Raw genomic sequence first — 20,009 nt, 5'->3', positions numbered from 1 at the left:
CTAGACTATGCCCATGAACACGCAAGCCTCCTCCCTGACCATCGGTGCCGTCGCCAGGCGCGTCGGCGTGGCGATCGACACGATCCGTTATTACGAGCGCGAAGGGTTGTTGCCCGAGCCGCAGCGGCGTGCCTCCGGCTATCGCAGTTACGGCGAGGGCGCGGTGACGCAGCTGCGCTTCATCCGCCGTGCCAAGGATCTGGGCTTCACGCTGGAAGAGATCCGCGAACTGCTCGCGCTGTCGGCAGATCGCCGGCGCGGGGTGAAAGCGGTGAAGCAGCGTGCGCAGAAGCGGCTGGCGGCGATCGAGCAGCGTATCGCCGAGCTGCAGCGGGTGCGCGATGGCCTGGCGGAGCTGGTGGCGTCGTGCCCGGGGCACGGCAAGCCGGAGCAATGCCCGATCCTGCGCGCGCTCAGCGGTGAGGAGGTGTCGCCATGAACGCGCATGCCTGCTGCCACGGTGGCGACGACACGCCTTCGGCGGTGATTGACCCGGTTTGCGGCATGACGGTCGATCCGGCCACGTCGAAACATCAGTCGATGCACGACGGGCAGGCCTTCCATTTCTGCTGCGGCGGCTGCAAGGCCAGGTTCGAGGCGGAACCGGCGCGTTACCTGGCCCAGCCTGCGGCGCACCATCATGACCACGCCTCACACGGGGCTGCGCATGGCGCACACCTGGCGAAGGACCCGGTCTGCGGCATGAGCGTGGACCCGCACACCGCGAAGCACCGCGCCGACCACGACGGCCATCCGTATCACTTCTGCTCCGCGCGCTGCCGCGAGAAGTTCGTGGCCGACCCGGCCGCGTACCTGGGCGAACGCAAACCCGCGCCGGCCGCGCCTGCGGGCGCGATCTACACCTGCCCGATGCACCCGGAAGTGCAGCAGGTCGGCCCCGGCTCTTGCCCGAAATGCGGCATGGCGCTGGAGCCGATGATGCCCTCGCTGGACGAGGACGACGGCGGCGAGCTGCTGGCGATGACGCGGCGTTTCCGGTGGCTGGTGGCGCTGACCCTGCCGGTGTTTGCGCTGGCGATGGGGCCGCATCTGTTTGGCTGGCATCTGCCCGCGCCGTGGGATCGCGTGGCCGCGTGGGTCGAGGCGGTGCTGGCCAGCGTCGTGGTGCTGTGGGGCGGCGCGCCGTTCTTCGCGCGCGGCTGGCGCTCGCTGAAACCGTGGTCGCCGAACATGTACACGCTGATCGCGTTGGGCACCGGCGTGGCATGGTTGTACAGCGCGGTGGCGTTCCTGCTGCCGGGGATTTTCCCGGCGGGGTTCCGCGATGCGCATGGTCGTGTTGCGGTGTATTTCGAATCGGCAGCGGTGATCGTCACCCTCGTCACGCTGGGCGATTTCCTGGAGCTGCGCGCGCGGCGGCGCACCGGCGCGGCGCTCAAGGCGCTGCTGGGGCTGGCGCCGAAAACCGCGCGGCGGATCGCTGCCGACGGCAGCGAGGCCGACGTCCCGCTGGAGCAAGTGCAGGCCGGCGACGTGCTGCGCGTGCGCCCCGGCGAGAAGGTGCCGGTCGATGGCGTGGTGATCGAGGGCGAGAGCCATGTCGACGAATCGATGCTCACCGGCGAGCCGATGCCGGTGGTCAAGGCCAAGGAGGATGCGCTCACCGGCGGCACCGTGAATCAGGATGGCGCGCTGACCATGCGCGCGCAGAAGGTCGGCGGCGAAACCATGCTGGCGCAGATCGTGGCGCTGGTGGCGGCCGCGCAGCGCAGCCGCGCGCCGCTGCAGCGCGTGGCCGACAAGGTCGCCGCGTGGTTCGTGCCGGCGGTGGTCGTGGCGGCCGTGCTGGCGTTCGCCATCTGGGCGATGGTGGGGCCGGCACCGCGCCTGACGCATGCACTGATCGCGGCGGTGTCGGTGCTGATCATCGCCTGTCCGTGCGCGCTGGGCCTGGCCACGCCGATCTCGATCATGGTCGCCAGCGGGCGTGGCGCGCAGCATGGCGTGCTGTTCAGGGACGCCGGCGCGATCGAATCCCTGCGCGACATCGACACCCTGGTGGTGGACAAGACCGGCACGCTGACCGAAGGCAAGCCGGCACTGACCGAACTGGTGGTCCTCGGCAACCAGCCGCGCGAACACCTGCTGGCGCTGGCCGCCGCACTGGAGCGGCCGAGCGAGCATCCGCTGGCCCGCGCGATCGTCACTGCCGCCGAGGCCGAAGGCGTGGCGGCACCGGCGGCCACGGAGTTCCGCTCGCTGACCGGCCGCGGCGTCAGCGCGACGGTGGATGGCCGCAGGGTGGCACTGGGCAATGCCAGGCTGATGGACGAGTCGCGCGCCGCCATCAGCGCCGACGCCAATGCCCGCGCGGAACGACTGCGTCAGCACGGCGCCACCGTAATGTTCCTTGCCGTCGACGGCACCCTCGCCGCGCTGCTGGCGGTAGCCGACCGCATCAAGCCGGACACGCCCGCCGCCATCCAGGCGCTGCATGCCGCCGGGCTGCGCATCGTGATGCTCACCGGCGACAACGCCACCACCGCGCAGTCGGTGGCGCGCACGCTGGGCATCGACGAGGTGCATGCCGACGTTTCGCCCGCCGACAAGGCCGCCGTGGTCAACGCGTTGCGCGCCGAAGGCCGTCGCGTGGCAATGGCCGGCGACGGCATCAACGACGCGCCGGCACTGGCCGCGTCCGATGTCGGCATCGCGATGGGCAGCGGCACCGACGTGGCGATGGAGAGCGCGCAGATAACGCTGGTGAAGGGCGAGCTCGGCGCCATCGTGCGCGCGCGCCGGTTGTCGCAGGCCACCGTGCGCAACATCCACCAGAACCTGTTCTTCGCCTTCGTCTACAACGCCGTCGGCGTGCCGCTGGCGGCCGGCGTGCTGTATCCGTGGTTCGGCATCACCTTGTCGCCGATGATCGCCGCGCTGGCGATGAGCCTGAGCTCGGTGTCGGTGGTGAGCAACGCGCTGCGGCTGCGTGGCGCGGGATTGTGAGGGCAGTGCCGGCTGTCTGATCGGTGCGTTCCTGCGCCGGGTTCGGCGACAATGGGCGACCCCTTCGCCTGTTCATCGAGTAACCCGTTCATGCCCCGCACCCTCGCCGAGTGGTTGAGCTATCAGGATCGCGTCAACCTGCACACCATCGAACTGGGGCTCGATCGCGTGCGCGAGGTATGGCAGCGCATGGGCGCGCCGCGGCCGGCGCCGCGGGTGATCACCGTGGCCGGCACCAACGGCAAGGGTTCGACCGTGGCGCTGCTGGAGGCGATGCTGAAGGCGGCCGGTTGGCACGTCGGCGCCTTCACCTCGCCGCATCTGCTGGCCTACAACGAGCGCATCGGCATCGAGGGCGTGCCGGTCACCGATGCCGCGCTGATCGAGTCGTTCGAACGCATCGAGGCGGCGCGCGCGGAGATTCCGCTGACCTATTTCGAGTTCGGCGCCTTGGCGGCGGTGGACTTGTTCGCCCGCGCCGGTGTCGACGTGGCGGTGCTCGAGGTGGGGCTGGGCGGCCGGCTCGACGCGGTCAACATCATCGATGCGGACGTGGCCGTGATCACCACCGTGGATCTGGACCACATGGAGTGGCTGGGCCCCGACCGCGACAGCATCGGCCGCGAGAAGGCCGGCATCGCGCGCCGCGGTCGGCCGGCGATCGTGGGCCAGCTCGATCCGCCCGATGGCCTGCTTGCAGCGCTGGCCGAACGTGGCGCGCAGGTCGAGCGCGCCGGCATCGATTTCAGCGTGGAGCGCCACGAGGACGGCTGGCGCTGGCGCCATCGCGACGGCAGTGCGATGGAGTTGCCCGATCCCTATCTCGCCGCGCCGGTGCAGCACGCCAACGCCGCCGCCGCGATCGCTGCGTTGCATGCGTTGGGCGACGAGGCGTTCTCGCCCAGCACCCTGTTCGCCGCGGCCAGCGCCGGCCTGCACGACGTGCGGATCGCGGCGCGACTGCAGGCGCTGGGCGGCGAGCCGCCGGTGTTCGTGGACGTGGGCCACAATCCGCAGGCCGCGCGGGCGCTGGCCGAGTGGCTGGACGCATCGGCGCACGGCGCAGTGCATGCCGTCTATGGTGCGCTGGCCGACAAGGACGTGGCCGGGGTGATCGGCGCGCTGGGTGCGCGCATCGCGCACTGGCATCTGGCCGGGCTGGAGCAGGTTTCGCCGCGTGGCATGGACGTGGCGGCGCTGTCCGAGAAGCTGAAAGCCACCTTGCCGCAAGCATCGTTCGACGCCCATCCCGACGTGGCTGCCGCGCTGGCTGCGGCACGCCAGGCCACGCAGCCGGGCGACTGCATCCTGGCGTTCGGCTCGTTTTTCGTCGCCAGCGCGGTGATGGCTGAACATGCGCCGTGAGCCGCCGCATGGCGCCGGGCGCCGGCAGGTATAATCGCCATATTGCGCATCGCGTTCGCCGCCTGGGAGCGAAAACTTGAAAACACGCCTGCTGGGAGCTGCCGTCCTGATAGCGTTGGCGGTCATCTTTGTGCCGATGTTCTTCACCGACAGCCCGCCCACCCCCGGCGGTGACCGCTCGGTGAGCCTGGCCATTCCGCCTGCGCCCGACCGCGACCTGCAAACCAGGACGATGAGCCTCGACCCGTCCGCCGCCGCCAGCGTGCCGGCCGGCGCGGCGACCGCCGCGGCGTCGGGCGACCGCATCGCCACGGTCACCATCGACTCGAACCGCCCGCGCGACGTGGAACTCGACCCCCAGGCAGGCCGGACGCCCGCGCCGACCACGGTGACGACTGGCAGCGGCACCTCGCCGGCGCAACCGGTGATCCCGCAGCGCGACACGGGTGCCGCGCCGATGCCGAAAGCCACGGTCGCAGCGAAACCCGCGCCGGCCAGCGAGCCGACCCGGCCGGCGGCCAAACCGGCCGAGCCGACGCCCGCACCCGCGCTGGCACCGGTCGCGGCGGCTGCGGCACACGGCAGCTACACGATCAACCTCAGCGCCTACGCCAGCGCCAGTGGCGCGGCAAAGTTGCAGAGCCGGGTGCGCGCATTGGGCTACCCGGTATCGGGCCGCGTGATCACGCGGGCCGGGCAGTCGCGCACGCTGGTCACCGCCGGTCCATTCGAAACGCGCACGGCCGCCGAGGCGGCGCGCCTGAAGATCACCCAGGCGATTCCCGGCGTGCCGGCCAAGGTGGAGCAGGACGGCGATGCCGCGGGGACGTCCACGAGCACCACGCCGACGGCCACCCATGCCGCCAGGGCCGGCGGCTGGGCGGTGCAACTGGCGGCGGTGAGCAGCCAGGCCGACGCGACCGCCTTGCGCGACAAGTTGCGCGCGGCCGGCTTCGACGGTTTCGTCGACTCGGTGCAGTCCGGTGGCCGTACCCTGTGGCGCGTGCGCGCCGGCCCGCAGACCCAGCGTGCCGATGCCCAGCGCGTGCACGACCAGATCAAGGCCAAGCTGGGCATCGACGGCAATGTCGTTTCGGTGCCCTGAACGACACCGCGGCCGCGGTGATGAAGGTACGCCGGCGACGCAGTCATATGCCGGGCGCGGCGTCCGCGCGAGCCGGTTGAACGGATGAACTGGCTCGACGGAATCATTCTGGCCATCCTTGCGCTGTCGGTGCTGATCGGCCTGATGCGCGGACTGGTGGCGGAGGTGTTGTCGCTGGCCACCTGGATCGCCGCCTTCTGGATGGCGGCGGTGTTCGGGCCGGATGTGGCGGCCTTGTTCCAGAATTCGATCTCGCTGCCCATGGCGCGGATCGGACTCGGCTACGCGATCTGCTTCTTCGGCATCCTGTTGCTGGGCATGCTCGTGCGCTTTGCCGCCCGACGGCTGATCTGGAGCACCGGCCTGAGCGGTATCGATCGACTGCTGGGCGTGTTGTTCGGTTTCGTGCGTGGCGCACTGGTGGTCACCATCCTGGTTTTCCTGGTGGGGCTTACTGCGGTGACGCGCGAATCGTGGTGGCAACAATCGGTGCTGCTGCCGCAGTTCCAGGGCGCCGCAGCGTGGCTGGGGCAGAACATCCCGGCCAGCGTGGGCGATCACCTGCATCCCGATGCAGTGCTGGACAAGCTCAAGTCGGCGCCGGTGCTGCCGCACGGGCCGGCCGGCTCGTCGACAGCGCCGAGCCTGCTCGAGCGCGTGGCTCCGGCCGAACTGCTCAAGCGGGTGGACGGCTTGAGCGAGCGGCTGCACGCCCCCATTTCCGGACGGCAAGGCGCTCCCGCTGCGCCGGCCAGCGCCGCCAGCACGCCGCCGCCCGCGCGGCAACCATAGAATCAGCATTCCCGAAACAGGCCATCCATCATGTGCGGAATCATCGGCATCGTCGGTACCACGGAAGTGGCGTCGGCGCTTTATGACGGCTTGACGGTGCTGCAGCATCGCGGCCAGGACGCGGCCGGCATCGCCACGGTCGAGGGCTCGCGCCTGCGCCTGCACAAGGGCAACGGCCTGGTGCGCGACGTGTTCGGCCAGCGGGCGATGGGCGAGTTGCGCGGGCGTATCGGCATCGGCCATTGCCGCTATCCCACGGCCGGTTCGGAAGGTTCGGCCGAGGCGCAGCCGCTGTACGTCAATTCGCCGTATGGCATCGCCTTCGCGCACAACGGCAACCTGGTCAATACCGACGCACTGCGGCGCGAGATGTTCGAAGGCGACCGTCGCCATATCAACACCGATTCCGATTCCGAGGTGCTGCTCAACGTGCTCGCGCACGAGCTGCAGATCCAGGACCGCATGGAGCTGACTCCCGACCACATCTTCAAGGCCGTGGCCGGCGTGCATGCCCGCGCCCGCGGCGGCTACGCCTGCATCGCGCTGCTGCTGGGTTACGGCCTGGTCGCGTTCCGCGACCCGCACGGCATCCGCCCGCTGGTGCTGGGCGAGCGCGTTACCGCCGAAGGGCACGAGTACGCCGTGGCCTCCGAATCGGTGGCGCTGGACGTGCTGGGTTTCAAGCGGTTGCGCGACGTGATGCCGGGCGAGGCGGTGATCATCACCGACCAGGGCCAGTTGCACAGCCGCCGGTGCGCCGAGGGCGCGGTGCACACGCCGTGCATTTTCGAGTACGTCTACCTGGCGCGGCCGGACTCGATGATCGAGGACGTCTCGGTATACAAGGCGCGTCTGCGCATGGGCGAGAAGCTGGCCGAGAAAATCCTGCGCGAGCGCCCCGACCACGGCATCGACGCGGTGATCCCGATCCCCGACACTGCGCGCACCGCCGCCAGCGCGCTGGCCGGCGTGCTCGGCGTGCCGTTCCGCGAGGGCTTCGTCAAGAACCGCTACATCGGCCGCACCTTCATCATGCCGGGGCAGGGCGAGCGGGTGAAATCGGTGCGCCGCAAGCTCAATGCGATCGGCCTGGAGTTCAACAAGAAGAACGTGCTGCTGGTGGATGATTCCATCGTGCGCGGCACCACTTCGAAGCAGATCATCCAGATGGCGCGCGATGCCGGGGCGAAGAACGTCTACTTCGCCTCCGCCGCTCCGCCGGTGCGCTACCCGAACGTGTACGGCATCGACATGCCCTCGACCAGCGAGCTGGTCGCTGCCGGTCGCGCCGAGCAGGAAGTGGAGAAGCTGCTCGGCGCCGACTGGCTGATCTACCAGGACCTCAAGGATCTCGAGTGGTCGGTGCGCGACGGCAACGCGAACCTCGAGCACTTCGATACCTCGTGTTTCTCCGGCGAATACGTCACCGGCCTGGACGACCAGTACCTGGAACAGATCCAGATGCTGCGCTCCGACGACGCCAAGGCTGCGCGGCGCGCCGTGTAAACCGCAGGAGCGCACTTGTGCGCGATGCTTTTCTGCCGGGATTCGGGAAAAGCGTCGCGCACAGGGTGCGCTCCTGCAGGGAAACCCATGTCCGATCTGCATGCCGCCGCCAAAGCCTGCCTTGACGCCAGCGAGCCCGACGAGAAGTTGCGTCTGACGCGTGAGACGTGGCGCGCCTTCGAGCGCGGCGAATTGCAGGCCGATGCGTCATCGCCTGCGCCCGAACCGATCGGCCCGCCCGGCCGTCCCGAACGGCCGCGGCTGGTCAATGCGCGCCAGCTGCCGCAGCGCGGGCTGGGCAGTGCCGAAGGCCGCATTGCCCTGGTGCATGCGGTGGCGCACATCGAGTTCAACGCGATCAACCTCGCCTGGGACGCGGTCTACCGCTTCCGCGGCAAGCCGCACGACTATTACCGCGACTGGGCCAGCTGCGCCCACGACGAAGCGCGTCACTTCGCGATGCTGTCCGCGCGGCTGGGCGAGCTGGGCCACGCCTACGGCGATTTCGACGCCCACGACGGCCTGTGGCAAATGGCCGAGAAAACCGCCGACAACGACACCGCGCGCATGGCACTGGTGCCGCGCGTGCTCGAAGCGCGCGGGCTGGATGTGACGCCGGGCATGATCGAGCGCCTGCGCCAGCTGGGCGACGAAGCCACGGTGGCCATTCTCGAAGTGATCCTGCGCGAAGAAGTCGCCCACGTCGCCGCCGGCACGCGCTGGTATCTGCATTGCTGCGAGCGCGACGGCATCGACCCGGTGGAAACCTTCTTCGGCCTGATCCGCGAGTACATGGGTGTCGACCTGCGCGGGCCGTTCAATCGCCCGGCACGTATCGAGGCAGGCTTCACGGCGCAAGAACTGGACAGGCTCGCCAGTCTCGCGGCGGGAGCACACGAACATCGCGAACCGGTCGATCGGTCAGCAACGCGCAACCAGGCGTAACGGGCTCAACGTCCGATTGCTTGCGGAACCGGGGACACGGGGACAGCCTGTGCTTGTGCCGACACGCTTCGGCATGCCGCCTGTTGGTTCGCCTGCGTCCAGGCGACGCTGCTGTCCATGATCGACGTGTGTACCGCGTCGGCGGTTTGCACGTGGGCCATTCGCGCAGGCAATCCGTTCTGCAGCACGAACGCACGCTCACCGTCTTCGCACAGTACCACTTGGTCGATGCGACCCAGGCCTTGGCGGCGCGCGGCGACAACGATGGCGGCGGCAAGATTCTCGCTGCGCGTGTCAGAGTGTCGGCCGAGCTGCGCATCGATCCTGTGCACGCCTGCCAGTGCCTGCTGGTACAGCGCGTGATCCGGGTGGCGCAGATCGTCTAGCCACGTGGTGGCGACGCGATCCTTTTGTCGCAAGGCCAGATCAAGCGCGTGTTGCGTTCGCGGGCCGACCTTGCCGTCGACTGCCAAGTGATGTTCGCGCTGGAAAGCCACGACCGCAGAATGGGTGTTCGAGCCAAAGTCGCCGTCGGATTTCAGTGAGCGACCGTGAGCATCGCAGTAACCCAAGGCGGCCAGTGTGCTCTGCAAGGTTCGCACGGCATCACCGTGATTGCCTTGGCGTCGCAGGTGGTTCGACGGTGATTCGTCATCGGAGGACGAGCGCTGGTGATCGCTGGCGGTGACGTGCTTCCACGCTTCGGACGGCGAGAAGCCGCAGGCGATGTCGGCCTGATACGTGGTCCGCATCTGGTTCAGGGCGCTTGCCGATTGCGCCAGGGTGATACTGGCGTGGTTGGCGCCGCCATAATGGCTGGCGCCGCCTTGATCCGGATCACCGAAACTGGCCCATTCCGCCGCCAGACTTCGCTGGGCGGCCTCCAAAGTGATTCCCGGTTGGCCGGTGACATATCCGTGAATGGCTGGCCGTTTGTCGACGATCAAATACTCCGAGAAGATTCGATCCTGCAGGGCCGTCGAGAACGGTAGATCGCGATCCAGGTTCAGCTTGGTGATCGCGCCGTCCATGGTGGAGGGAATCACCTGATACCTGCCGACCGCGAACACCCGGTGAGGGTCGTCGCCTCGAAGATGTTGCAGATCATGTACCTGGCCCACGGTCAGGCTGGAAAAGTCGATTGCGCCGCTTGGACCGCGAATATGCTTGCCGCCATGCAGATCGACGTAAGTGCCGCGGTTGTAGGCGTTGTAGCCAGCGGCACCGGACTCACCACGGACGATCAAATCCAACAACGGATTGCTCATTGAAATCTCCCTGAGAGGTTTCTTCGTGCCCAAGCTCGACAGGAGCGGCTTGCTTCTGCGTCGCTAGTCGATCAATGCAACGCCGTCGACGACACAGTCCAGCCCGTCACACCCAGTTGTGAATCCACGCCATGAACGTTTCGATCACCGAGGTCGCCGTATGTACTCACGTCAAGCTGGCGATGGGTCGCTGCATCCTGAAAGTGCATCAGGCAGACCGCATCGCCACTGCAGGCGCCCAGTTCGGGCAACTCGTCACAGGCTTTGCACGAGTCCAAACCTTTTGCGCAAAGCTCCTTGTAGGCACCACCCACCACATTGGCCTTGCATTTCAGGTCCACTACCGGTCGCCAGCCATCGACGAGCAGGGCGGTGCGGAAGTCGGCGTACGCCATGCCCTTGTGCACGTTGTCGAGGGATGCCTCTGCATCAGATTTTGCGGACGCAGTGGCTCGTCCAGGCGCGGCTGTTGCGCCAGTAGTGGCTTGCTGCGAAGAATGGCAAGCGGACGCTGCGACACAGAAAATGAGCAGGGACAGGGAGCGCAAGGGCTTCATGGTTGTCGGATCCTCAAAGGTCAATCACAAGTGGAGACGCTTGTTGTGCTCTACGGCACGGTGCCCCACTGGGCGATGATGGCGTTCAGGATGGCGGCGTTGGTGGCGACGTTGGCGCCGGGGCAGGTCATCAGGTATTGACGCCGCAACTGGGAAGTTGCCGGCGCGTCGAAGTACGGATCGAATACCACCAGGCTGAAGAAGAACGCAGTAGCTGGTGCGCAGGCCGCACCACCCGTGGCACCTTCACCGGACATGCCTGCCATGCAGGTGTAGACCGCGCATGGGTCGACGCTTTGAGCGCGGGCGGGAGCAATAGTGAAGGCGGTAGTGACGCCGATCATCAAGGCGGCGAGAGAGATGGGCAACTTCATGGCATACCTCCGCTGTATGGGACTGGTATTGAGAGCATGCGTTTCTGAACATCAATTGCCAGGCTGCATTCGCTGTAGTAGACGTGGCAGCCGCGGATTTTGTCATTTGCACACATGTCCATGCCGGATTGAATGGCTTCATTCGAAGTTGCGTCTATGGTTACGGCATACCATCCATAGCCAGTCACTATCGCAGCGCAGGCGTCCGTGTATGAACGGATTATTTCGCAGTTTGAGCCGCCATTTCCCCTGCAGTCCATGATTGCGGTGCTCTCGGCGATGGCTTGATTATCCATGGAGCCGACTGTTCCAAAGATTCCTTTTTCCGAATCCAGGGCAATGGCTCCCGAGAGGTGAATCCAGCGGGGCGGCGGCGGACGCGGCGCTTGCTGTTGGTATTCGTAGTTCTGGATTGGTCTGCAAGCGACTGGAGCCTGGGGACTGGGTGCCGCCCCGGAGGGTTGGAAACCTGGCGGACAGCCGCCCTCGCCATGGACAGCGCCGGCCATCAAAAGCAACAACACGATCAGTAGCCATCGGAACGAAATCGATATCATTACGAGCTTCTCCCGATCGGCTGATGCTTGACGGTGTCAGTTGCGCCTGAACTCGGTGAGAGGGTGCCGCGGACACTGCCATTGGCACTATTGAGCGGGCTGCCGGCAGGTCGCTGACCAAGGCTTTCTTGCCCGAAAGTCGGCGATGACGCTCCGTGTCCATAACTTCCCGGTGGCTGCCCCTGCGGTCCCAGTCGACTTGAGGCGCCCGTGCCGAACGCTGAGTAGGTCAGAAAATTGCCCAGCGTTCCTTGGAAGAACATCGCTGCCATCGGGGGCACGGAGATGATCAGCACGGTCAACAGCAGGCCGAGGCCACCTTGTTCCAAGGCTTGGGTGGAGAATCCCTCGGCGCCCTGGCCGGTGATCGTGTTGATGATGTTGGCGCTCCACAGCGCCGCGGCGACCCGCAAGGACAACTGCAGTACGAGTGAGCTCACGAAGGCGAGCACAGCCATGGAAAAAACGGTGCCGATGCCGTAGAGCAGCCAGCGTTGGAACAGTGATTTGGTCTGCTCGAAGATCAGGCACAGGATGAACAACGGCCCCAGGCCGATGAACAGGGCGAGCGCGAACTTGTACAGCAACAGCATGGCGGCAGCAGCCATCGGCGGACTGGCGGTACCAAGGCCGGCGATCAGCAGTGCGTGATTCTTCTGATTGATGGTTTCGGTGTCGCCAGGGGCAACTTGCACGGTATCGATGGCACCCAGCGCCAGTTGGGTCCAGGCAAGGTTTTCATCGATGGTTTGCGCAGCCGTGCTGTTGTCACCGGTGAACATCTGGTTGATGCCGGTGCTCAGTTCGGTGGTGAAGAACGAGAGCAGATTGGTGCCAAAAATGCTCATGGTGGTGGCGACGGTCACGATGATCGCCACTCGAGTCATGCTCATGACCAAGGCCATCATCGACTCACGCGACTGGCCGGTGATCATGCGATAGCCCTGGATCATGATCCACAACGTGACAAGCACCAGTGCGACGGCGCTGGCCCACGTCATGAACGTAGCCATCAGATTCATCCCGAAGGTATCGATCCGATCGCTCAACCATTTGTAGATCAGTGCGAAATATACGAAGCCCATCGCGGCCGTTCCCTGTCAATGTGAAGATGTGGGTTCAGGCCCCGAGTGCCGACATCCCACGCGCGGCTCAGTGGAAAGCCGCGGCGAAGGTAGAGGCTTGGATAACATTACCCAGAACGGTGCTGTTGCCGTTCAATGCAACGTGCCCAAGGATGGACTGCTGATTCTGCAGCGTTTCAATGATGGCATCGTCGGCCTTCATCTGCGCTTGCCAGTTCCCCATTTCAGTGGTGACCGCACTGTTGTACTTCTCCACCTGTGTAGCAGCTCGTCCGGTATCAGCGACGGTGCTTATCGACTTGACGATGCTTTCCACCTGATGGAACTGACTGCTGTAGTTATTGAGTTTGTTGAGCATGTCGACCGTCGTGTTGTACTTGTGGATCTGCGTGGCGACGATCTGGCCGCAGATCATCCGCTGAGTCTGGGTGATGGACTGGGTCATCAACGAAGACATGCTGTTCATGACACCGCTGACCAAGCCCGCCGGGCTGGAAGTGTTTGAACACTTGCCTTGGATCAGTGAATCGGTGTTGGTGACGCGTTGCAGCTTGTTGGGAGCAAGTGATAAGCCGTTGCTGAGGCCCTGGATGCTGGACAGCAACTGCTGATATTGCTGAAGCTGGGTTTCGTACTGCTGGATCTGTTTCGCGTACTGCTCGATCGTCTTGGCGAGCTGGGCTGCGAAACTCTGTTCGTTCGCCGCGATGCTTCCGGGATCGACGACGACGACCTGGGCGCTGACGCTTCCCGCGAGCAGGGCGCAGCCGATGGCTGTTGCCAACATCAGCCGATGCCCGAACCGATTCTTGAGCGAAGGCGATTTGGTGGACAGTGTGTTGTGCATGGGGTGGTTCTCCACGTTCAGCGAACGGCGGCGCGTGGTGTGCGCGGGGTTGGTTGGTTGGGCTTTTGCTTCCCGCTGCCCCTGCGGTTTTCGTAGAAGCGCTCGAGCCACTGTTCGGGGCGCAGTTCGTCAACGGTGACGCCTTCGGCGGCAGCACATTCACGCAGTACCTCGTGCATGATCTCGATGTTGTCGGTGGATGCGGAAATGACGGCGAGGGCATCGTCCATGCCGCGCAGGTTCAGCTGGCACACCGCGCTGGCGTGGCCCTGCTTGACCAGGAAACAACGTGAACGCTCGTCCAGGCTCACGACGACCTGGTATTCGGCGTCGGTCAGTTTCAAGCCGTCGACGTAATCCTCGCGGCTGGCGTTCGGGTTGGGCAGCAGGATCATCGTGGCGGTCTGCTCGATCAGCGCCGCGGCGATGTCGCTGGCCAGCGCGTCCTCGGGGCTTTGCGTGGCGAAGATGCCCAGGCCGTTCTGCTTGCGGATCGTCTTCTGCTTGTTTTTTGCGAACTCCTTGAGGCCGCCCTTGCCGTCGAGGATCTTCCAGAATTCGTCCATCACGTAGATCAGCGGGCGCCCGTCGATCAGCGCCTCCAGCCTGTGCAGCAGATAGTTGATGACCGGCACTCGCGCTTCGGGATTGTCGATCAGCTCGGTGTAGTCGAAGCCGATGATGTTGGCTTTCTCAAGGTCGATGGTGTCGACCGGGTTGTCGAATACCCAACCCAGCGAATTGCCTGCCGTCCACTTGCGCATGCGGATGAACAGGCCGTCGTCGCCCATGTTGGGCAGGCTCTTCTGGAAGTTGGTCAACGTGCGAAGATGCATGGGCGTATCGAGCATGTTCTCGACGGCGCGGAAGATGTCCTCTTCCTCGCGCGAGCTGTAGACGCTCTTGCCGGCCATCACCTTTACCAGATCGGCCAGGAACTGCACGTTGGTTTCGTTGCGTTCGCAGTGGAAAGGGTTGAAGCCGGTGGGCTTGCCGTTTTCCAGTGCGAGGTAGTTGCCGCCGCAGGCGCGAACGAAGATCTCGGCACCGCGATCCTTGTCGAAGAAGAAAATCGTGGGCGAAGGCTGCAATTTCTGCACCTGGCTCAGCAGGAAGTTGATCAACGCGGTCTTGCCCGTGCCGGACTTGCCGATGACCATGGTGTTGGCGATGGCCTTCTCGCCGAGCGAGTTCTCCGCCGGATGGGTGGCGTGGAAATTGAAGTGATACGCCTGCCCGTTGGTGGTCTGCAGGGTGGTGACGCAGTCGCCCCAGGGGTTGTTCTCCTTCTTGCCGGTGGCGAAGTTGTGCAGCGGCGACAGGCCGAGGAAATTGAGTGAGCTGACGTTGGCCAGGCGCGTGCGGTATTTCCAGTTGCCCGGGAACTGGGCGTAGAACGCCGCGGTGACGGCCAGATCCTCCTTGACCGAGACGAATCCCGCGTTCGACAACTCGGCACGGGTGCTGGCGATCTGCTGCGACAGCGCTTCCTGGCTGGCGGCATAGATGGCCATGGAGAAGTGGTACTCGCCCAGCACGAAATTGCCGGAGGCGAGCTGATCCATGGCGTGGTCGAGCTCGGCGATCTGGCTGAAGGCCTTGTCGCCGGAGGAGATCATCATGCCCTTGGTGCGATCCAGCGCCTTGAGTGCATCCTGCCGGCCCATGGGGCTGAAGGAATGGGTGATGACGTATTCGAAATCGAGGTACTTCAGGCTGTTGAGGATGCCCGGGTAGGTCCCGTCGGTGTATTCCTTGATGTTGAGGATGGCGCCGAAGTGATTGATGCCGTCGGGCGTGGTGATCACGTAGTCGCCGGTTTTGGCCGAGAAGCGCTGCTTGCTGACCGGCAGGTAGTCGAACACGGGGGCGCTGAGCACGGGCACCGGTTCGTCGATGCGGTTGAGCAGGTAGCCGTACAACTCCAGCGCCTCGGAGAACACGACGCCGTTGGCCGCTTCGTACATGCCCAGTCGGCTGGGTGCGTAATCCTTCAGCACGGCTTCCAGGTTTCCGGCCAGTTCGAGCACGGTGTTCACCGCGTCGCGCTGTTCGGACTCCAGGCGGGCGAGATCGGCCGACTTCTCCACGAAGCGCCTGCCGCTGACGATGGGGCGGTACATCAGAGTCAGATACAGCTCGTTCTGCATCAGCTTTTGCGCGGACAAGCCCTTGTAATAGGTATCGGACAGATCCTGGTTGAAGGGCTGCACGAAGCGGCTACAGTCATCCAGGCGCCGGCGCCGGCGCACGTCGTGGACCCAGAACGCCACGTTGACGAAGTCGGGCGCGCGCAGGGTTTGCAGCAGCCGATTGAAGGTGTTGTGGCGGTGCTCGATCTCCCATTCCTCGCGCCCCACGAAGGGCAGCCCGCCCAGGCGCCACACCAGCAGGAAATCGCCGCCCGTGCTCTTGAGCACGGTCGGTGACACGTGCGTCGACAGGGGCAGGAACTCGGCGATGGGCGTGTCCGGCATGAATACGGGTTTTGGCTTGGGCATGAGTCCTGGTCCGGCGAACTCCGCGGCACGACGGCGGCGGCGTTCGCGTCACATCACTGTTTGTCGTTGTGTTGGCCGCGATGGTGGTTGGGGGTGAACACCCACATGCCATCGTTGCCGCCGATGTTCCTCATCCGGGCACGGAACTGCAGGCGCAGCCCCAGCAGACGAAAAATCATTTCGTCGCGCCGTGCCATCTGGCGCATCACGAAGATGATCAGCGGCAGCAGCAACAGGTAGAGGAAGTTGGTGTACACCGCCACGAGAAAGCACCCGCCCGCCGCCATGAAGAACGGCACGTAAGGCACGCCCATGAACATGGGCGGGCGGGTGCAACCGCGAAACAGCGCGTTTTTATGCATAGAAGTGGAGCGCGTGGACGAGCACGCTGGCGGTGCACTGCGTGGCGCCGGCGTCGGTCGTGCTGCCGGCGAGGAACATCTTTGCGATCTGGCCCGCCGCGCCGATCAGCACCGCACCGATAAGCACCGGGGCGACATCGCCGATGCGCTTGTGGGCAAAGGCGATCTGGTAACCGGAGAACACGATGGCGATCGTCACCACCACGACCGAGATCGCGTTGAGGATCATGTTGATGTTGGTGGCGAACTTGCAGGTGGTATCAATCGTGCCGGTGGCATCCTGCGCGAGCGCGAGGTTGGGCAGGACCAACGCCAGCAGCATGGCCACAGAGAGGAACGTGAACCAGCGCGTGCGCGAGGAGGTGAGGATGCTTTCGTTGCCGAGGGAGGTGTTGGCCATCACGGGGTTCCTTGTCGGGAGTTGCGGTGGAATGCGGTCATCGCGGGATGACTGCCGGGAGCTGGCCGCGGGATGCGGCCGGAAGAGTTGTGCGGTGGTGTTGGTGATGCGAAAGGGGGCGATGCGCCGTCGCCATTGCGGCGGGGCATGGTGTTAATGGCACGACTCGCTACGGTGCTGCGCCTGCGGATGGCATCAGAAGACAAAGGCGGCATCGCGCTGCTCCATGCGCAAGTCGGCGCGGTCGTGCCGTGGGGCGGATGTGCCTGCAGCCGGCGCGGCTGACGCCACAGCCGGGTCACCGGGGCCGCGCACCTGCGGTTCGAACACGCCGCCGGTGGTCGTGCCGGCGAGCCCGGGCGGGGCAGGCTGGCGGGCAGGGGCGGTCGAGGGTGAAGAGGGCGCAACGCTGTGCTGCGGCAGGACGGCAGGGTCTGCGTTGGCGCCGGACAAGCCCGCCGTGGAGACTGCCGCAGCGGACGCAGCTTCGCCGCCGATATCGCGTGGCGTGAACGGGTTCGGCCGTGATGCAGGTTCCTTCGCGACGGCTGCCATCGGCACGCTGCGCAGTGCGATCCGATAGTTGGCGTTGTCACCGGAATAGACCACCAGCGGCGGTACGGCGCTTCTGCCGGCGACGATTTCTGCGGGGGGTGGCGCGCGTGTCGGCGCAATGGCCGCGACTTCGGGAACGGGTGTCGTGGTCGCCAGTCGGGCTTCGGCCACGCGGTTCATCGAGGCGTATACCTTCTGCACGTAGCCGTCGCGGAAGCCGGTGGTGAAGTTGCCGGAGTAGTAACAGCTGAAGGCCTTGCCCCAGTCGCCATGGGCGCTGTCGTGGCAGCGGGCGAGGATCTGCGCGCCCGCGGCCAGGTTGTCGCACGCGCTGAAGGCCTTGCGGTAGGAATCCAGTCCGTAGTGGCCCAGGTTGGCGCGGTTGACCTGGGCAATGCCAACGGAGAAGTTGTAGCCACGGCTCTCCAGCATGCGTGCGGTGGCCAGGGCCTCTTCCATGCTGTGCGGCTGGCGCGCGAGCTTGCCGCCGACGACGCCGATCGCATAGGGATTGGCGCCGGATTCGACCTGCACGATGTGCTGCATCACCTGAGGCGACACGGCCAGGTTGGGGCAGGCCAGCATTTCCATCCCGGGCAGCATCAGGATTCCGCCGCTTCACGTTGCGGGTTGAAGTCGATGCCGGTGATGTGGCGGCTGCCGGCGTGCGCGCTGATGTGCACCACGATGTCGATGGTCATCTTCAGCAGGCGCTTGATGGTGTTGAACTCGAGACCCGCGCCTTCGGTGGATGCCTTGACCATCAGCGCGAGCTGATCCCAGGTTTGCCGGGTGCTGCCGGCGTGGCAGCTGGTGATCGAGCCGGGATGGCCGGAGGCGCAGTTGCGGATGAAGTAGAACGACTCGTCGCCACGCAGCTCGGCCAGGATGATGCGGTCGGGCTTCATGCGCAGGCATGCTTCCATGCAGCTCTTGGCGGTGACGTGGCTGGTGCTCTGGCCGCCCTTGGAGTACAGCAGGTGCACCACGTTGGGCTGGTCGATGAACAGCTCGCGCGCGTCCTCGATCGTGACCAGGCGCTCGTCGTCGGGGATGTGGTTGACCAGCGATTTCATGAACGTGGTCTTGCCGCTGCCGGTGGCGCCGGCGACGACGATGTTCTTCTTGTTCAGCACGGCCTTGCGGAAGAACTCCGCATAGTTGCGCGCGCTGCGCAGTTCCAGCAGTTCGCTGTCCAGCTCGCTGAGGCCGTGGTCCACTTCCACGACCTTGTCGAAGAAGCCGTCGCTTTCGTATTGCGCCAGGGTCCGGCGCTGCCGCGAGGGAAGGCGGATGGTGATCGAGACGCGGTCGGCCTCGCATGCGGGGGGTATCACGAGCTGTGCGCGCTGCCCGGTGGGAAAGGTCAGCGAGACGACCGGGTCGATGTCGGTAATGCGCTGGCCGGTGTTGCTCTCGTTGATCACCGCCGTGCAGAACTGCCGCGCGCGCTCGAACGTCAGCGAGGGCACCTCGATGCGCTGCCAGCCCTGGCGGTTTTCGACGTAGATCTCGCCGGGCCGGTTGATGCAGATCTCGGTGACCTCGGCGCTGGCCATGTGCTCACGCACACCCAGCACCTCGTACTGGTAGTCGAGGAAATCGCTGGAAACCTGTGCGTTCACGTCGTCCATGGCGTCGGTAGTCGTTGGATCAGGACATTCAGAAGCGGGCAACCACGCCGCTGAAATCCACGTCCTTGGCGACGTAGACGTAGATGACGGTGCCCTGGTTGATGGTGACCGTGGGGCGACGGTTGGCCGCTTCACGCACGGCCTGGTCGGCCAGTTGCTGCGCGGTTTGCGCGGTATTGCTTTCGAATGGGGTCTGGGTGACGAAGCCGTTGCCGATGGTGCTGTTGCGCGGACCATGTTCGGCGGCTTCGTATTTGAACGCGTCGCTGAGCAGGCTGATCAGCAGCGCCGAGCTGACACGCTGGCCCCAGTGGGCGTCGTAATGGCCGGGCAGGCCGGCGCCGCCCAGGTTGTCCATGCCGGGGCTCGCCATGTTCACGTCGATCCCGGTGGGCGTGATGATGCGATCCCACACCACTTCCATGCGGTTGCCGGTCGGCTTGTGGCTGTAGGCACCGAGCAGCTTCGACCCCTTGGGCAGCAGCAGCGTGTGACCATTGAATGAGTACACCGGCTCCGTGACCAGGCAGGTGGAGAAGCCGGGCACGTCGGAGACGATGCGCGTTTCGAGAACGCAGCGGATATAGGTGCCGCGCTGCATCAGAGTGTCGGCGTGCGGCAGGGCCTGGGCGCTGGTCGGGCCGGTCTGCTCGCCGGTGGGCAGCCGCGCATCGACGCCATCGGGCATGCGTTGCGTGGCGGATGGGTCCGGGATCTCCGCGCCGCTGGCGGCGATGCGCCGTTGCAGCAGGGTGGGGTCATGCGCCCTTGCTGGCTGCACGGTCGTGGTGGGAAGCGGCGGCGCCGGGCTGGCGGGCAGTACCGGAATGGGTGGCGTCGGCGGCTGGCTGTGCACTGTGGGGGAAGGCGGCAACTGGGGCACCCGCAGCGTGCTCGGGGCCTCGGCGACCGTGACTTTCTCTTCGCGCGGTTTCGGTTGCTCGCGGCGGCTGCCTGCGCTGGTGAACATCCAGTAGGCGACGAACATCAGCAGCAGGACCACCGCGCCCAGCAGGAGCAAGGCCCGCCGGTTCATCCGGCGCAGCTCGATCGCGCGCAGCTGCGGCACGTTGGCATCGAGGTCAGGCTCGTGGCCGCGCTGGATGTGGCTGGCGTAGGGATTGCCGACGAGCGGCTCGCGGCTTTCGTGCATGCCGCCGGCGTGCTCGCCGTCGGCGCGCTCGTCGCC

The 20,009-nt window shown here is 65.7% G+C and carries 19 protein-coding genes; 7 read left to right on the top strand and 12 right to left on the bottom strand.

Annotated features, from left to right (window positions below):
- Nucleotides 1–13 precede the first annotated feature (13 nt).
- The 7 genes from ACVCMC_RS07095 to ACVCMC_RS07065 all read left to right on the top strand — a co-directional run bounded on the left by ACVCMC_RS07095 (nt 14) and on the right by ACVCMC_RS07065 (nt 8,680).
- Nucleotides 14–439, top strand: coding sequence for a heavy metal-responsive transcriptional regulator (locus ACVCMC_RS07095; protein WP_447099177.1), 426 nt, complete (start codon nt 14–16; stop codon nt 437–439).
- A complete protein-coding gene (locus ACVCMC_RS07090) occupies nt 436–2,967 on the top strand; it encodes a heavy metal translocating P-type ATPase (RefSeq protein WP_447099176.1) in 2,532 nt (843 codons plus the stop codon). Before ACVCMC_RS07095 ends, ACVCMC_RS07090 begins: the two co-directional genes overlap by 4 nt.
- A gap of 90 nt (nt 2,968–3,057) precedes the next feature.
- On the top strand, nt 3,058–4,332 hold the full coding sequence (gene folC, locus ACVCMC_RS07085; protein WP_447099175.1) for a bifunctional tetrahydrofolate synthase/dihydrofolate synthase: 1,275 nt from the start codon (nt 3,058–3,060) through the stop codon (nt 4,330–4,332).
- Nucleotides 4,333–4,408: 76 nt separating this feature from the next.
- Entirely contained in the window at nt 4,409–5,437 is a 1,029-nt protein-coding gene (locus tag ACVCMC_RS07080) for an SPOR domain-containing protein (RefSeq protein WP_447099174.1), read from the top strand.
- Nucleotides 5,438–5,521: 84 nt separating this feature from the next.
- Nucleotides 5,522–6,229: a CvpA family protein gene (locus tag ACVCMC_RS07075; protein WP_447099173.1), complete on the top strand. Its 708-nt coding sequence runs from the start codon at nt 5,522–5,524 to the stop codon at nt 6,227–6,229.
- Nucleotides 6,230–6,259: 30 nt separating this feature from the next.
- Nucleotides 6,260–7,735, top strand: coding sequence for an amidophosphoribosyltransferase (gene purF, locus ACVCMC_RS07070; RefSeq protein ID WP_447099172.1), 1,476 nt, complete (start codon nt 6,260–6,262; stop codon nt 7,733–7,735).
- An 87-nt stretch (nt 7,736–7,822) separates the two neighbouring features.
- On the top strand, nt 7,823–8,680 hold the full coding sequence (locus ACVCMC_RS07065) for a ferritin-like domain-containing protein (protein WP_447099171.1): 858 nt from the start codon (nt 7,823–7,825) through the stop codon (nt 8,678–8,680).
- Nucleotides 8,681–8,685: 5 nt separating this feature from the next.
- Here the strand turns inward: ACVCMC_RS07065 and ACVCMC_RS07060 are convergent, their stop codons facing one another.
- The 12 genes from ACVCMC_RS07060 to ACVCMC_RS07005 form a co-directional block, all read right to left on the bottom strand.
- The gene (locus ACVCMC_RS07060) at nt 8,686–9,948 is read right to left on the bottom strand and encodes an XVIPCD domain-containing protein (protein ID WP_447099170.1); all 1,263 of its coding nucleotides are present in this window, start codon (nt 9,946–9,948) and stop codon (nt 8,686–8,688) included.
- A 71-nt stretch (nt 9,949–10,019) separates the two neighbouring features.
- Nucleotides 10,020–10,505, bottom strand: coding sequence for a hypothetical protein (locus ACVCMC_RS07055; RefSeq protein ID WP_447099169.1), 486 nt, complete (start codon nt 10,503–10,505; stop codon nt 10,020–10,022).
- A gap of 50 nt (nt 10,506–10,555) precedes the next feature.
- Complete coding sequence (locus tag ACVCMC_RS07050; RefSeq protein ID WP_447099168.1) at nt 10,556–10,879, bottom strand: hypothetical protein; 324 nt, start codon at nt 10,877–10,879, stop codon at nt 10,556–10,558.
- Nucleotides 10,876–11,436, bottom strand: a complete 561-nt coding sequence (locus tag ACVCMC_RS07045) for a DUF4189 domain-containing protein (RefSeq protein WP_447099167.1) — start codon at nt 11,434–11,436, stop codon at nt 10,876–10,878. Before ACVCMC_RS07045 ends, ACVCMC_RS07050 begins: the two co-directional genes overlap by 4 nt.
- Nucleotides 11,436–12,521, bottom strand: coding sequence for a type IV secretion system protein (locus tag ACVCMC_RS07040; protein ID WP_447099166.1), 1,086 nt, complete (start codon nt 12,519–12,521; stop codon nt 11,436–11,438). The genes ACVCMC_RS07045 and ACVCMC_RS07040 overlap by 1 nt, the downstream gene beginning before the upstream one ends.
- Before the next feature lie 67 nt (nt 12,522–12,588).
- Nucleotides 12,589–13,368: a hypothetical protein gene (locus ACVCMC_RS07035; RefSeq protein WP_447099165.1), complete on the bottom strand. Its 780-nt coding sequence runs from the start codon at nt 13,366–13,368 to the stop codon at nt 12,589–12,591.
- Between the two features lie 17 nt (nt 13,369–13,385).
- Complete coding sequence (locus ACVCMC_RS07030; RefSeq protein ID WP_447099164.1) at nt 13,386–15,869, bottom strand: VirB4 family type IV secretion/conjugal transfer ATPase; 2,484 nt, start codon at nt 15,867–15,869, stop codon at nt 13,386–13,388.
- Nucleotides 15,870–15,922: 53 nt separating this feature from the next.
- The gene (locus ACVCMC_RS07025; protein WP_395117701.1) at nt 15,923–16,231 is read right to left on the bottom strand and encodes a type IV secretion system protein VirB3; all 309 of its coding nucleotides are present in this window, start codon (nt 16,229–16,231) and stop codon (nt 15,923–15,925) included.
- Nucleotides 16,224–16,631: a TrbC/VirB2 family protein gene (locus ACVCMC_RS07020; protein WP_395121368.1), complete on the bottom strand. Its 408-nt coding sequence runs from the start codon at nt 16,629–16,631 to the stop codon at nt 16,224–16,226. Before ACVCMC_RS07020 ends, ACVCMC_RS07025 begins: the two co-directional genes overlap by 8 nt.
- 195 nt (nt 16,632–16,826) lie before the next feature.
- Complete coding sequence (locus ACVCMC_RS07015) at nt 16,827–17,789, bottom strand: transglycosylase SLT domain-containing protein (RefSeq protein WP_447099163.1); 963 nt, start codon at nt 17,787–17,789, stop codon at nt 16,827–16,829.
- A complete protein-coding gene (virB11, locus tag ACVCMC_RS07010) occupies nt 17,789–18,820 on the bottom strand; it encodes a P-type DNA transfer ATPase VirB11 (protein WP_447099162.1) in 1,032 nt (343 codons plus the stop codon). Before virB11 ends, ACVCMC_RS07015 begins: the two co-directional genes overlap by 1 nt.
- A 28-nt stretch (nt 18,821–18,848) precedes the next feature.
- Nucleotides 18,849–19,973 (bottom strand): TrbI/VirB10 family protein, encoded by a 1,125-nt coding sequence (locus ACVCMC_RS07005; RefSeq protein WP_447099467.1) that lies wholly within the window; start codon nt 19,971–19,973, stop codon nt 18,849–18,851.
- Between the last annotated feature and the right edge of the window lie 36 nt (nt 19,974–20,009).

The sequence above is a fragment of the Rhodanobacter sp. UC4452_H20 genome (genome assembly GCF_052978205.1).
This window is presented reverse-complemented; position numbering and strand designations above follow the sequence as displayed.